Source organism: Legionella sp. (assembly GCF_047605385.1).
In the GTDB taxonomy this organism is placed as follows: domain Bacteria; phylum Pseudomonadota; class Gammaproteobacteria; order Legionellales; family Legionellaceae; genus Legionella.
In genome coordinates this window covers 25,418-39,830 of sequence record NZ_JASGFU010000025.1, presented here as the reverse complement: position 1 = coordinate 39,830, position 14,413 = coordinate 25,418, and the positions used below count along the sequence as shown (strand labels likewise).

The window sequence follows — 14,413 nt, the reverse complement described above, 5'->3', positions numbered from 1 at the left end:
ATCGCCAGGTCTTTATTTGAATACAAGAAAGCGGCCTAGGCCGCTTTTTTTGTTTATGCATGTGTTTTTATAATTTTTAAAATCTTTGAATACTACTATTTACAATATTAATATAAAATGAAAATCAAAACGATGAGCTTGTAGAAGTTTCTTCTGTGCATCATTTTTTTACTGTACAGCAATCTTCAGTTTTGGAAAGAACAAATACTTCCTCAGTCTGAACGAGGTCGGCAATACTCTGAGCTTAATAAAATTCTTACCCCCGTTGCATCACGGAAATAGGTAACCCGAAACCGACGCTAATTTATTATTTGTATTTTTCTTTAAGCATGTTAGAATGGCCAAATTTTAAACCAGAAATTTTCTATTATTAATTAGTTCTACATGTCTGAATGCTTGTTAATTTCATATAGGGAAAATCTTTAAGGAGTTTTATAATTATGTTAATGCAAGAAATAGATAAATTAAATCATTCATATCAGCAATTATCTTTTTATAAAAAGTGGAAAAGGTGGTTTTTTCCTTATCAACTCAAAAAAGCATTAGCTACTTATCATGATGTGCAAAGTAAGAGTGCTTTTTCTCTCGAGCAGAAATCGAGCGCTCTTGCTGAAGTTTGCGTTACTTTTTTGAACACTACTGTGGGATTTTTTACATATTGGCTCTTTCCAGAGTTAAAGCAATTAGCACAAAATCCTGTGATTCAAGCAGGTCGAAATGAAAAAGATTCTTTTCGCCAAAAAAACATACTTCATGGACTTTGTTTATTGGACGTTAACCAATTAGAAATTAATTGCTTAGATAAAGTAATTGCGCATCAATTACCAAAAGAGGTTGTTGATGCACTGATTAAAGCGCAAAATGTGGGTTTATTAAACGATGATAGGGCGCAAGAAAATATTCAAACAATCATTGCCCATCAACATCCAAATGAGGTTGCTGATGCACTGATTGAAGTGCAAAATGCGAGCTTCCTAGACAATGACGTAACGCAAGAAAATATTCAAGCAATCATTGCTCATCAACATCCAAAAGAAGTTACTGATGCACTGATTGAAGCGCAGAAAACGGGTCTCTTAAAAGATGATGGGGCGCAAGAAAATATTCAAGCAATCATTGCTCATCAATATCCAAGAGCGGTTGTTTTTCAACTGATTGCTTTGCGTGATGCAGGGCTTTTGACAGGTGATCAGGCTCAAGCGAATCGCCAGGCACTCATTGCAAATAAGAATTCGGAGCATGTTGCTAAGGTACTAATTACCTTGCATGAAGCAGGGCTTTTAAGAGGTGATCAAGCTCAAGCGAATCGTCTGGCAGTTGCCAAACATCAAGATCCGTGGATGGTTGCTAAAGTAGTAAAGTTATTACATGAGGCAGAGCTTTTGGTAGATGATCAGGTGGCGCAAGCAAACTTTAATGCGCTTGTTACACATCAATCTGTAGGAGGTATTTATACCGCTTTAGATGACATATTCAAAGATTTCTCTGGAGACGGCCAGGCTCAAGCAAATTTTCAAACGATTGTTGTGCATCAATATCCAATTGACATGGCTATTGCATTAAAGAAATTGTATAAAGCAGGATTATTAACTGGCGAGCAGGCTCAAGAGAATCGCCAAATAATTGCCAGATGCAAAAATTCATATCATCTTGGTATAATTGTTGATCAGCTCTTTGCTTTACATAGAGTAGGATTATTAATCAACGACTTAGCCCAAGCTAATTTTAAAGCTTTAGTTGAACATCAGGATATTTTATGCAAAACCAGTATCAAATGGAAGAATATCCAATTAACACAGGCTAATTTTGATAACATTATTGGTCTATGCAGTGAATGTACACAACCTGAAGATGGTATTAAGGCGGTAGAAAAGTATGTAAGCAATAATTTACTATTAGTTGAGAAAACTAAGTCACCTGCTAAATCGCAGTCACCTGCTAAACCGCAGTCACCTGCTAAACCGCAGTCACCTGCTAAACCGCAGTCACCTATTAAGTCACTTACACAGCGCTTTTTTACTACGGAGCGATCTTCAGCTTTAGAAGAAGCAGGATTAGAAGAAGCAAAAGAAGCAAATGCACCAAATGCACCGGTTATAACATCGGATACTAATATATACGCATTAAGTTGACGCCATTACATGAACGGTTACACTAAACAGCCCCTTTGGGGCAGTTTAGTTGCTGAAGATATTTATCTTTTAAACGTACATAATGCTGCGCGGAATATTCTAAATGTTCCAATTCTTTCTCAGTGAGTTTTCTTATCGCACGCGCCGGGTTACCAAGATATAAATAACCACTTTCTAATATTTTTCCAGGAGGAACAACACTGCCAGCGCCAACCATAACATGAGGTGGCATTTGCACTGCATCTAAAATCAATGCTCCCATACCAATGAGGCAATAATCGCCAATAGTACAACCATGCAGTACTGCTTGATGCCCTATGGTTATTCCTTGGCCTAAAATCAAAGGTTGGCCATCATTTGTATATGGACCATCATGGGTGACATGCAATATTGCTCCGTCTTGGATACTGCATGCCTTACCAATTTTAATAAAATTAACATCTCCACGAATAACTGCCATAGGCCAAACAGAGGAATCATCCCCCAGGCTGACATCACCAATAACGGTGGATTGAGGATCGATATAAACGCGAGCTCCTAGTATTGGGAGTTTATCTTGAAAGGGGCGAATAGCATGATTCATTAGTTAATTACACCATAGTGACCAATTCTTCAGCGCTGGTTGGATGAATAGCAACTGTATTATCAAAATCTTTTTTGCAAGCGCCCATTTTAATCGCTACCGCAAAGCCTTGCAACATTTCATCAGCACCTAAACCAATGACATGTAGTCCAATAATTTTTTCTTCTTTGCCTAAAGTGACTAGTTTCATTATGGTGGGGATCTTATCATCACTAGTAGCATAGTACATCGGATTAAAACGAGTTTGGTAGATTTTAATTTGCTCTTTTCCATACTGATTAATGGCTGCTTCTTCGGTCAAACCTATCGTGCCGATTGGGGGATGACTAAATACCACCGAAGGTATGAGCTCATAATTAAGATGAGTTTTGGATTGCTTACCAAATAAACGGTCTGCTAAACGGCGCCCTGCAGCGATTGCTACTGGAGTAAGGGCAGGGGCATTGGTGACGTCCCCAATAGCGTAGATTCCTTGAATGCTGGTATTTTGAAATGCATCGACTAATACCAGGCCATGCTCATCGGTTTGTACCTTTATTTGTGCTAAATTTAAAGTATATGTTCTTGGTTTTCTCCCTACAGCAGCGATGATGACATCAATATCATGAATCATTGAGCCACTTTGGCAGATAATGGTTTTTTTACCATCATTGTGAAGGTTGATTTCACAGGCTTTATGGTTTTTATGAATATGAATTCCTTGGTGTTCCATGATCTCTAATAATGTGTCACCAAGCATATGATCAAAACGACTAAGCGGTTTTTCACCCCGCATTAAGAGATGTGTTTCAGAACCTAAGCTGTTTAATACGCCAGCAAGTTCCACACCAATATAGCCACTGCCAATAATAGCTACTTTTTGTGGTTGTTTGGTCAGTGTAAAGAAGCCATCGGAATCAATAGTATGTTGCATGCCACTCACCGCGGGGATAATGGGCTCACCGCCTGTTGCAATTATGATATGGGGCGCTTCATACATACAATCATTGACTTGGATTGTGTGTTGATCATAAAAGCTACCGGCGCCCTTTAACAGAGTAATATTAAATTGCTTAAATCGTTTAACATAATTTTCCCGTAAACGCTCAATGTAAGCATTGCGTTTGCTCATTAAAGAATTCCAATCAAGAGTTACGGTGACTGAATTAAAACCAAAATCAGCTGCATGATATAAGGTTTCTGCTATTATGGAGGCATTAAACATTATTTTTTTGGGAACACAGCCCAAATTAACACAGGTGCCACCTAGATAACTGGGTTCTACAACTGCGACTTTGGCACCATATTTTGCTGCACGTACGGCGCTAGCTATTCCACCACTGCCGCCACCAAGTACGATCAGATCAAATTGATTGTTTTTCATAGAGATTTTCGAAAATAAAATTATAGTAACAGGAACTAAACCTCTAACCAATAGCTTATCGATTCATTGACCAAAATAGATATGATTCTAATTTAAACTGTATTATATTATTGGCGGACGATGCTAAAGAATAAATTTTGACGGAGAAAGGTGATGAAAAGGATTAAAGAGCCGAGTACGATTATCAAAAGCATGGGCAGCGTAAAAGCAACGAGTGAAGATATTAATTTATTACCAGTCGCTACCACGAATAATTTAGGAGCGGTAAAGATTGGTTCAGGGGTGACGGTTACAGCAGACGGTACCATTTCAGTCGGTGGAGGCGGTTCTGTCAGTCCTGGTAATCCAACCGCGAAAGTAGGTTTAACTGCAGTAGATGGTAGTGCCATCACCTATATGCGTTCTGATGCAGCCCCTGCCTTAGACCAATCTATTAGTCCCACATGGACAGGAGCTCATACCTACAATGGTTCGATTATTGTATCTACCCAGACGAAGGGAGATAATTCGACCAAAGCGGCGTCAACTGCTTTTGTGGCTAATGCCATAGCAAATCTTCCTCAAGTGGAACCCGCTACAACGCAATCACTGGGTGTGGTCAAAATTGGCGACAATATCAATGTACAACCCGATGGGACGATTTCTGTGGTTGCACCTTATACTCTCCCAACGGCAAGTGCAAATATTTTAGGAGGAATCAAAGTAGGTAGTGGGTTGAGCATAGATGGCAGTGGTATCTTTTCAGCAACAGGGGCTTCTCTTCAACCAGCAACAGCTACTACTTTGGGTGGTGTAAAAATTGGCGCAAATGTTAATGTGACTCAAGATGGTACTATTTCTGTGGCGGCACCTTATACTACGAGTATCGTTGGAAATGGATATAATACTGGTGGAACGTTTAACATAACGACTCAAAATACACGAGTGCCTACTGCCTGGAGTCTACGATTACACTAGTGTTACCTACGGCGTCGGATAGTTATTTCGCCTACTTGAAGATCTTTATAATAGCGAAACATAATACTCAGACTGGGGGTACGCTCGGTGCAGACACGACTATTTTACTCCAACCTGATAGTCAGATGGTCTATCTTCCTAATGAATGTTCTCATTTTACTGTAAAAGACACTGATACAGGGAATCATGAGTACCTGGTTTATGTGATTAACGTTATTAATACGAGTGTTTCTGGTGATGGTATGAGTTGGTTTGCATCTGGAGAATATTTTGATCCACAGTTAAATACTTGACAATTCATATGGCATCCTGGTTGCTTGCAACCAGGTTATACTTTTTTTACCAGTTTAGAAGTTAATTTACCGGATAAGTCTTACGGCATGCAGTATTTTTCACCCTAGGACTTTTCACCCCATAAAAAGCGCCCCTGTCGAGATCTTCGCAGACTTGATTGACATTTAAGCCATCAAGGCATTGGGCCAGAGTTTTATGTTGGCAGTCAGGAAAAATGGCGTTAGATACACCTAGGGCCTGATAGTGTTCATTATTCCAAGTATGCAAATTACTGGTGTAGTAAGTAGTAAAATTACTAAATTGCAGGGTATCGTTTACACGAAATACTTTCATGCCTGGATAATTATGGTGATTGCGACTGATACCTGGAGTGGAGTATACATAAATAAAGCTGCCATCAGTTAATTGAAGACGACGGAATTCTTCCATATGTGTGTGGGCACTAAGTACTGATATTTGGCCATAAAGTTTATGATATTTGGAAAGTAGAGCGATGAACTGTCTAGTGTATTGAGGGTACCACATGGGTTCACCAAGATAGGTTAAGCCTGGTGGTTCATGAACAGCAATTAATAATTGTTTTGCACTATGGTTTTTTAATTGTTGCTCTAGCCACTCAAATTGAGCACGTGCGTCTTTCTCTTGATTTCTGTATTTGGAAAAGAATGTTCGTTTAAGCCAAGGAATACGTGTCCATTGAGTTGCGTTTAATGCAATTAACATAATGTCTTTACTTTGAGGCAATACATAACTTGAGTAATAGCCATCATGATACATATGGCTACCATCAATAATTAAACCAGCACAATGAGCGCAGGCGCCATTCCAATCCTTTGCGTAATTTAAAGGAGAAATTCCTTCAGTTTCAAACGGTTGGTAATTACCTTGCAAGGAATCATTATTACCTGGAACATAAAATAATGGTTTTGCATCAGCATCATTTTGGTATAAACCTTGAAAAATAGTTTTTTCATAATCCCTCAAATGAGGATCAATAAAAAATGAATGTGAAGGAATATCGCCTAAAAAGAGAAGAAAATCGACATTTTTACTCAATTCATTTAGTTTATTCCAAGTAATTTTTAAAAATTCTGGACCTGTGTCTTGGCCATCTTTGTCTGTATTTTCCAGGCCGTAGTGAATGTCGCTGATGGTAAGAAATTGAGTTGTTGCATGAGCGAAAGAGCAAAACAATAAAATAAGCAACATCATTCTAATAACAAAGCTCAATTGGTTCTCCAATGCAAATAATAGCAGTAATTGAATCTAATTTCTGCGATTTAAATCTACAGATGTGTAATTTTTAAGCCGCAAAGCGTTAAGTGGCTTCTTTAATTATCCAAGTTCGTTGTTCTTGGTTTGTTGTATCTTGAACCCATAATAAAATAGGGCTTCCCGATGGATTATTTGGTAAAGTTTTGGAAGCCAACATCACTGCAAAAGGATATTTTTTGACGATTTCTTGCAGTGAAGCCCAAACTTTGTTGGCATCTGCCTGATTATCATTCACAATTAATTCATTGCCACGATAGATGATATTAACGGATTGCCCTTTTAAGGCCGTGCGTATTGCTGCTTCGAGACGACGCCATTTCGCCTGATGTGTTTTTTGGCGTTCAACTAAAGTGGGTTTTAATTGGAACGTCATACGTTGATGTGCCGCAACTACTTTAGATGCACTACTACTTATTGGATTTAGTTGTAAGAAGTAAGAGCATAAAGCATCCAATAGTGGCCTGCCAGGGCCTGCAGAGCTCCCTGGTTTTCTATTAATATACATAGCAAAGGCCAAAGTATGACCATTTATTGTGTATAAATAGCCTGATAGGCTGTTGATCCCGGTCATTGTCCCTGTTTTTGCACGTACAAATCCTTGTTGTGTCGGGATGCGAAATCTTTTTTGTAATGTCCCATCGCGCCCAGAGACCGGCAAAGCTGAAATATATTCATAAGATAAAGGAAAGCGTTGGTATAAAAACTGTAATAAGGAAATAGTTTGTGCTGGAGTTACTAGACTGTAACGAGACAAACCAGAACCATCAGTAAAAATGGCATTTTTGAAATTAATTCCAGTTTGAGCTTGCAGAAAGTCTTTCATAATCGGTTCAGCTTCTTTCCAATTCACTGGTGAACCATTAAGTTTTGTTGCCGCGTGCAAATACATACTATCCGCGTATAAATTGTCTGAAGGTTTTAGAGTATCTGCCATTAATTCAGATAAGGCTTTGGAATATTGAGTTGTAATTAATAGTACCCCCGGAGGAGTTTTGCCCAACTGTACTTGGCCATTAAAACGGATATTTACATTCGTCAAATCATTTTTAATCAGATTTTGTGCATAGAATAACGGATTTTTAATCGCCATCCGTTGCTGCACGGCCCCTTGCCCTACACCAACACAGCCTCGTGCTGTAAGATGGTTGTTTTTATCCAAATAAAAACCAACCCCGCAACCTTTAATGCTGGCCTTGGTGGTTGTTAGATTATCCAAGGTAATTCCGCCACCGCCATCATCGATTTCAACTACGGCTGGATCACTGGTTTTCGCGCCAGGATTAACAGTTACAGTGAGTCGATTGGCATCAATTACTATTGGAGCATTAGGGGCACCATAGCTGTATGATAAATCAGCATTTAACCAGCCAGGGGGGTAGGGATCAACGTTCGCAAAATTACTGTCAATATAGACATTGCCTTCAATGGTATTGATATGCAAATCGTTTAATGAGTTCAATAATTTATTTAAATCGTCACGTGAAAATGAGGGATCGCCGCTTAATTGTAAATAGATATCACCGTGCAATATGCCTTGTTGTACTTTTCCGGAGCTAATACTTAATTGATTTTTAAAATGGTAATCTGGACCTAGCACCATTAAGGCAGCGGCTTCAGAAAACAATTTCATATTGCTTGCTGGTATAAACAAGCGATCAGAATTACGACTATAAAGTGTTTCTCCTGAAGATAAATCAACGATCACCATGCCGAGATTTACTTTAGGGTTAATACGTTGAATAAGCGAGTCCACTTCATTTTGCACGGAAGCAGTTTGTGCCATTGAGTGCATTGCGAACAAACATAATCCTGTTAACGTCCGTTTGATCAATGAGCGCTCCTTAAATGTGAGTATGTAGCATACCAAATGGAATTGCCTAGAGTCATTTTTATCATTGAGTTAATCATATCGTAAGCCCAGACGCTCCAAAAGCCCTGCAAGAGTATCATTATCAAAAAATTTCACTTTTAACCAACCACCATCGTTATTTTCGCTATCAATTTCAACTGGAGCTCCTACCTGTTCAGATAAAATAGTTTGTAAGCGCTTAACATCTCTGTCTCGATGAGCATTTTTTGGGGGCAAGATGCTTTGCTTTTTTTGCTCTTGAACCGCTTGTTCTAATTGGCGGACAGACCATTGTTCTTCTATGGTTTGTTGTGCTAAATGCTCTTGTTGCGCAAGGCTTAGTCCTACCAGCACTCGGGCATGGCCAAAAGATAGGCTTCTGGTACGTAGCAGATCTTTGATATAAGCGCTTAAGCTAAGTAAGCGTAAAATGTTTGCTACGTGACTGCGTGATTTTCCTACTAAGGTAGCAATTTCATCTTGTAGGTAATTAAACTCATCCATCAAACGACGGTATGCGTTGGCTTCTTCAATGAGATTTAAATCTTCACGCTGGATGTTTTCAACTACAGTTAAAGCGCAGGCCTGTTTGTCTGAGTAATTGCCAATTAAGCAGGGGACTGTAGTTAGGCCTGCTATTTTAGCCGCTCGCCAGCGACGCTCACCAGCAATTAGTTCGTAACGGCTAGCAGTGATGGGGCGCACGATTAAAGGTTCAATTAAGCCTTGAGAGGAAATTGAGTGTGCCAGTTCTTCCAGGGCTGTGAGATTAAAATCTTGCCGCGGTTGATATTGACCTGCCTGAATGTTTTCTATGGGTAGCTGTTGAAGTTCTGTATGCATAGAAAAAATGGTGTATCAATAAATAAGTTAATTGTTTCACATATTGGCACGGATGAAAATATTTTTTTAATTCAAAGTTGGGCAGGTATACCCAACTTTATCTAATTTAAATCAATCCGTAAATGATCGCTGAAATGGCTATAAGGCCTATGGTGGTAGTAAAGAGAGTACTCATCGTCTGATTATTATATTTCTTCATTGCTGGTACCTTGGCGATGGCATACATAGGCATGATGAATAAAAGAGTAGCGATGACTGGTCCACCTAACGTTTCAATGATTTTTAAAATATTGGGATTTACCGTAGCGGCAATCCAGCAGGTTAAAACCATAAATAGCTCAATGAACCTTTGCAGTTTGTCTTTACTTATGTTCTTCCCTTGGGCTTTGAATGAATTCATCATAATACTGCTTAATCCTTCCATCGCTCCTAAATAATGCCCTAGAAAAGATTTAGTAATAGCAATAAAGGCAATGATTGGTGCAAGGTATGCAATCAACGGGGTTTTAAAATGATTGGCAAGGTATGACAAAATAGAAATATTTTGTTGTTTTGCTTCTAATAAATCTTGTGGTGAGAGGCTTAAAACACAGCTAAAAACGAAGAACATTACTGAAAATACCATCATTAAATGACTGTATTTCAAAATAGTTGTACTGTGCTCATCAGCATCCAAACCATAATGTTTCTTTTGATTTACCGCAAAGGAAGAAATCATTGGTGAATGATTAAATGAAAACACCATAACTGGGATGACTAACCACAGTGTCATTAAAAATCCGTGCCCATCATTTGCCGACATGGAATTACTTTGCTGAAAAATGGCATCATTCCAACTAGGAATGAGGTATAAAGATAAAAATAATAGGGTAATGGCAAAAGGGTATACCATTAATGACATGGATTTAACAATAATTTCTTGACCCAGGCGGATGATTGCCATCAGCGCAAAAATTAATATAATGGCTAAAAGTGCCCTGGGAGGAGTAGGAATTCCTACTTGATATTTTAAGAAACTTTCGACCGTATTCGTAAGTGCCACACTATACATTAGTAAAATAGGATAAATGGCAAAGAAGTAGAGAGCAGTCAAGATGCGGCCAGCAAAAAGTCCAAAATGCTCTTCCACTACTTCAGTGATGTTATTATGTACCGAAGAGCCAGATAAAACAAATCGACATAATGCTCGATGAGAGTAGTAGGTCATTGGAAAGGCTAAAATCGCCATAATGATTAATGGCCAAATACCACTTAAGCCAGCATCAATAGGTAGAAACAGTGTACCTGCTCCTACAGCAGTGCCATAAAGACTGAGCATCCATACCGTATCCTGTTTTTTCCAAATCGGTTTACTTTGCTCAGCTGTGGGCGACAGAGTTCCTGTTGATTGATTAAATGCCATTCCAATTACCTTAAATTACGATCACTCAGCTCTAATGAGCAACATATCGATCTAAAATTGATCAATATTAACACTTAATCGTCAATGTTTCAACGCGATCCATTTTTTGTACTTAGAAGCATTTAATACTACAGATTGCTGTGTTTTGTAAAGATTGATGTTAATAATCTAATTTAGTGCCATAAAGCCTATCTCCTGCATCTCCTAGACCAGGAATGATATAGCCTTTTTCATTAATTTTTTCATCAATCGCAGCTGTATAGATAGGTACATCGGGGTGTTCTTCCTGGAACGCGTTGACTCCTTCTGGAGCGGCAAGTAAACAAAGAAATTTGATGCTTTTAGGTAACATGGCTTTAATTTCCTGTACAGCGGCAATGGCTGAATTTCCTGTAGCTAACATAGGATCAACCACAATTACATCACGGTCGTGAGTATGTTCTGGCAGTTTAAAATAATATTCAACCGGCTCTAGAGTTTTGGGATCTCGGTATAAACCAATATGACCGATTCGTGCGGTAGGTACTAATTGTAACATCCCATCAACTAAACCATTTCCGGCACGAAGTATAGAAACAAAAACCATTTTTTTCCCTTTTAATACGGGAGAGTTCATTGTTGTTAGTGGAGTATCAATTTCTTCGTATTCAATCTCTAAATCACGAGTAATCTCATAAGCTAAGAGCATGCTAATTTCATGCATTAGCGTACGAAATTTTACAGTACTGGTGTCTTTGCGGCGCATAATAGTAAGTTTATGCTGCACTAAAGGATGGGTGATAATAACTACGGATGCCTTTTGCATGTTTACTCCATGTTTTTAACTTTAAAATACAGTACCGTCACTAATAATTTGTAGCGGTGGTGTTCCTTGACTACGTTTTTGTCGTGCAATACGACGACCCGCTTCCCAGGTTCCTCCTTGCAAGATTTTCGCAAGTGGCAATTCTTCAGAATTTTTTTTCAGATTAGTTCTAATTAAATCAGCTAATTCATCTAATAAAGCAACAGTTAATGCACGCCATTCTACAATAATTTCAGAACTGGGATCATGAACTTGATGTAGCAATTCTTTATTTTTTAGGCGGATTAATCCCATATCAATCAGTAAACCACCATTGCGGTATTCGGGTAAACCAGTAAGGGCCTCCAGATTAGTCACAGCAATTCCTGCATGTTCTAAGGGCTCAATTAGAGAATAGGTCAGCCATTGTGATAATTTATGAAAAGGCACATATTCAGAGCCAGGCTCTTCTGTTTTTAAAGCTTGATGCTGCCAGACATCACCTAACGGTTCGCCGTGGAAGGTCAGTCGCGTTGGCCAAATGCTATTAAATGCTGCAAGTACTGCGTGAAAAATTTGTGCGGCTTGTAAACGCTTATTTGTAGCTAATGAACTAACATAAGTATAAAAATTGCCGAGCCGCCCTTCCTGACCAAAAAAAGTGCTATTGTTTTTAATTACCTCACCTAATTGATTTAACAAGGTAACTCGTCCTGTTGCCCCTTCTAGTGGATTGGTAGCATTTATTTGAAAACCTTGTTGTAAATCTTGCTTGGTAAATTGAAGCAAACGTTGTGCATCCACTCGGAAAGGCTCTGTAGGCTCTACGCTAAAGCCTCCATGTTGATAGATAAATAAACTGGCTAAGGCCAGTCCTTCTGAGCGAGAATATTTTGTTCCAGTGCTTGGTTCCTTATAATGCCAAAGAGGCCCGGCTCCAGCATCTAAAAAAACACTAATAATCACTAATTCATAAAGAATTTTACCGCGCGCTTTTGCAGATAAATTTTTTAACTGTGCCAACATCAGTTGAATTCTATCTACAGCGCCTGCTTCAAAATGACGCCAGCGGCTGTGGTAGGGAATGTCTAAATTAGGGTATTGCTCATGAATTACTTCTGAAACAAAAGAAGCAGTTGCTTGCATTTTTTCGGGTTCTAAGGCGAAATACTTTAATTGATCTGTTTTGCCTAGCTCTAAAATCTTATGCGCACGACTACGTACGGTTTTTAGATCGCGAAGAGTCTCTAAAACAGAAGAGACTTCAAGAATTTCTTTATTCATGGAGATCACGTCCTTTGGTTTGTGCTAACTCATTAATATCTACAATGCGATCTGGAGAATAATAGCCTGCGGCACGTTTTGCTTTCATTTCTACTTGGGCATCAGGTGGTACTAATTCATCGGGGATGTGTACCCGCTCAACTACATTAATTCCTGAGCGTAATAAAGAGTCATATTTCATATTGGACATGGAGACAAAACGATGGATTTTAGTAATGCCTAGCCAATGAAGAATATCTGACATGAGTTCTTGAAAACGCAAGTCTTGTACCCCTGCAACACATTCGGTGCGTTCAAAGTACTTAGCTGCTGTGTCCCCACCTTTTTGGCGTTTACGTGCGTTATAAACTAAAAACTTGGTGACTTCACCTAAAGCACGGCCTTCCTTGCGGTTATATACAATTAAGCCGGCTCCCCCTTTTTGTGCTGATTCAATGCACAATTCAATTCCATGAGTTAGATAAGGGCGACAAGTACAAATGTCAGAACCAAAAACGTCGGAACCATTGCATTCATCATGAATACGGCAAGTTAGTTCAATTTGAGGATCATGTATGGTGGTCACATCACCAAAGAAATAAGCGGTTAAACCGCCAATAGGAGGCAAAAATACATCCAGATCGGGACGAGTAACTAACTCTGGGAACATGCCTGCTGTTTGCTCAAATAACGTACGTCGCAGGTGTGATTCAGAAATTTGAAAACGCTCAGCAATTCCAGGTAAATACCATACAGGTTCAATCGCTGCTTTGGTGACTGCAACATCACCAGTTTCTTTTAATATTTTTCCATCAGGTTTGAGACGTCCTTTTTGCATTGCTGTATGTAGTTCGGGAATATTGATATGAGCTTTGGTTACAGCAATGGTCGGTCTAATGTCATAACCTGCTTTAATTTCTTCAGTAAACTCTGTAGCTACTAAATGCCCCCATGGATCTAAAGAAATAATTTTTTGTGGATCAGACCATTGAGGATGTGGACCAATAGTGACTGAAGGGGTGGTGTCTGTTAAGTCGGGCACATGTTCAGAATCTAAAACTCCCGCTGCAACAGCAAGTGCTCGATACACAGAATACGAGCCGGAGTGAGTCCCTACTGCATTGCGATTGCGAATGTTGGTTAGAGAGGCAATTATTGGTCCGCGTTCTTTGGCGGTAGGCGCTCCCCATTTTATTTTAAGCGAGGGGGCAGTATGCCCAGAGGGATGAGAGGATAAGATAATATGGCTTTTCGATTTTTTCTTTGATTCATCCGACATCATAAACATATTCCTTTAAATTCAATAAATTCGAGTGTATTGCAAAACCAGGCAGATGAGAACAGATCTGTGAAATAAGGACATGAATTTCAATTTGAACTGTTCATGTATTCTCGTTATGATGAATTGTTTTTTTATTAACTATCAGCAAGCAAGAACAACTGTATGGTTTGTTGGCTATCTCTCATTAAGGAATATGGCTGATTGCCTACGTTTTGCGACTTGTTCGCACAATCCAGAAATCTGGCTCCGTAGCTGGATCTCGCGAACAAGTCGCGGGACGTAGGCAGTAAAAAATTGGCTTAACTTTAATGGCAATGAGCCTAATGCTAAGCCCAGGAGTGTAAAAATATAAAGTCCTTTTTCATTGGCATTCTCCACTCATGTTT

12 protein-coding genes are annotated in these 14,413 nt (G+C 39.1%); 3 read left to right on the top strand and 9 right to left on the bottom strand.

Features of this window, described 5'->3' with window-relative positions; translation table 11 throughout:
* Positions 1-440 precede the first annotated feature (440 nt).
* Positions 441-2,132: a hypothetical protein gene (locus tag QM652_RS07675; RefSeq protein ID WP_415074464.1), complete on the top strand. Its 1,692-nt coding sequence runs from the start codon at positions 441-443 to the stop codon at positions 2,130-2,132.
* A 22-nt stretch (positions 2,133-2,154) separates the two neighbouring features.
* Here the strand turns inward: QM652_RS07675 and QM652_RS07670 are convergent, their stop codons facing one another.
* Positions 2,155-2,715 (bottom strand): gamma carbonic anhydrase family protein, encoded by a 561-nt coding sequence (locus QM652_RS07670; RefSeq protein ID WP_415074462.1) that lies wholly within the window; start codon positions 2,713-2,715, stop codon positions 2,155-2,157.
* A gap of 7 nt (positions 2,716-2,722) precedes the next feature.
* The gene (gene gorA / locus QM652_RS07665; protein ID WP_415074460.1) at positions 2,723-4,078 is read right to left on the bottom strand and encodes a glutathione-disulfide reductase; all 1,356 of its coding nucleotides are present in this window, start codon (positions 4,076-4,078) and stop codon (positions 2,723-2,725) included.
* Between the two features lie 153 nt (positions 4,079-4,231).
* Here gorA and QM652_RS07660 point away from each other — a divergent pair, with 153 nt between their 5' ends.
* Together QM652_RS07660 and QM652_RS07655 are read left to right on the top strand one after the other, a co-directional pair.
* Positions 4,232-5,035 carry a hypothetical protein gene (locus QM652_RS07660; RefSeq protein WP_415074458.1) on the top strand — a complete coding sequence of 268 codons (804 nt, stop codon included), beginning with the start codon at positions 4,232-4,234 and terminating at the stop codon, positions 5,033-5,035.
* Positions 5,035-5,328: a hypothetical protein gene (locus tag QM652_RS07655; RefSeq protein ID WP_415074456.1), complete on the top strand. Its 294-nt coding sequence runs from the start codon at positions 5,035-5,037 to the stop codon at positions 5,326-5,328. Before QM652_RS07660 ends, QM652_RS07655 begins: the two co-directional genes overlap by 1 nt.
* A gap of 61 nt (positions 5,329-5,389) precedes the next feature.
* Here QM652_RS07655 and QM652_RS07650 read toward each other — a convergent pair whose 3' ends face one another.
* The 7 genes from QM652_RS07650 to QM652_RS07620 form a co-directional block, all read right to left on the bottom strand.
* The gene (locus QM652_RS07650; RefSeq protein ID WP_415074454.1) at positions 5,390-6,559 is read right to left on the bottom strand and encodes a metallophosphoesterase; all 1,170 of its coding nucleotides are present in this window, start codon (positions 6,557-6,559) and stop codon (positions 5,390-5,392) included.
* Between the two features lie 88 nt (positions 6,560-6,647).
* On the bottom strand, positions 6,648-8,432 hold the full coding sequence (gene dacB, locus QM652_RS07645; RefSeq protein ID WP_415074470.1) for a D-alanyl-D-alanine carboxypeptidase/D-alanyl-D-alanine-endopeptidase: 1,785 nt from the start codon (positions 8,430-8,432) through the stop codon (positions 6,648-6,650).
* Positions 8,433-8,504: 72 nt separating this feature from the next.
* The gene (locus QM652_RS07640) at positions 8,505-9,296 is read right to left on the bottom strand and encodes a ParB/RepB/Spo0J family partition protein (protein WP_415074452.1); all 792 of its coding nucleotides are present in this window, start codon (positions 9,294-9,296) and stop codon (positions 8,505-8,507) included.
* 106 nt (positions 9,297-9,402) lie between these two features.
* On the bottom strand, positions 9,403-10,698 hold the full coding sequence (locus QM652_RS07635; RefSeq protein WP_415074450.1) for an HAAAP family serine/threonine permease: 1,296 nt from the start codon (positions 10,696-10,698) through the stop codon (positions 9,403-9,405).
* 160 nt (positions 10,699-10,858) lie between these two features.
* The gene (gene upp, locus QM652_RS07630; protein ID WP_415074448.1) at positions 10,859-11,503 is read right to left on the bottom strand and encodes a uracil phosphoribosyltransferase; all 645 of its coding nucleotides are present in this window, start codon (positions 11,501-11,503) and stop codon (positions 10,859-10,861) included.
* Between the two features lie 21 nt (positions 11,504-11,524).
* Complete coding sequence (locus tag QM652_RS07625; RefSeq protein ID WP_415074446.1) at positions 11,525-12,766, bottom strand: URC4/urg3 family protein; 1,242 nt, start codon at positions 12,764-12,766, stop codon at positions 11,525-11,527.
* Positions 12,759-14,027 (bottom strand): GTP cyclohydrolase II, encoded by a 1,269-nt coding sequence (locus QM652_RS07620; RefSeq protein WP_415074444.1) that lies wholly within the window; start codon positions 14,025-14,027, stop codon positions 12,759-12,761. Before QM652_RS07620 ends, QM652_RS07625 begins: the two co-directional genes overlap by 8 nt.
* Between the last annotated feature and the right edge of the window lie 386 nt (positions 14,028-14,413).

Coding starts and splice junctions, on each gene's coding strand:
- QM652_RS07620 (WP_415074444.1), bottom strand. CDS start 14,027: ATGATGTCGGATGAATCAAAGAAAAAATCGAAAAGCCATATTATCTTA.
- QM652_RS07635 (WP_415074450.1), bottom strand. CDS start 10,698: ATGGCATTTAATCAATCAACAGGAACTCTGTCGCCCACAGCTGAGCAA.
- QM652_RS07675 (WP_415074464.1), top strand. CDS start 441: ATGTTAATGCAAGAAATAGATAAATTAAATCATTCATATCAGCAATTA.
- gorA (WP_415074460.1), bottom strand. CDS start 4,078: ATGAAAAACAATCAATTTGATCTGATCGTACTTGGTGGCGGCAGTGGT.
- QM652_RS07625 (WP_415074446.1), bottom strand. CDS start 12,766: ATGAATAAAGAAATTCTTGAAGTCTCTTCTGTTTTAGAGACTCTTCGC.
- QM652_RS07640 (WP_415074452.1), bottom strand. CDS start 9,296: ATGCATACAGAACTTCAACAGCTACCCATAGAAAACATTCAGGCAGGT.
- upp (WP_415074448.1), bottom strand. CDS start 11,503: ATGCAAAAGGCATCCGTAGTTATTATCACCCATCCTTTAGTGCAGCAT.
- QM652_RS07660 (WP_415074458.1), top strand. CDS start 4,232: ATGAAAAGGATTAAAGAGCCGAGTACGATTATCAAAAGCATGGGCAGC.
- QM652_RS07670 (WP_415074462.1), bottom strand. CDS start 2,715: ATGAATCATGCTATTCGCCCCTTTCAAGATAAACTCCCAATACTAGGA.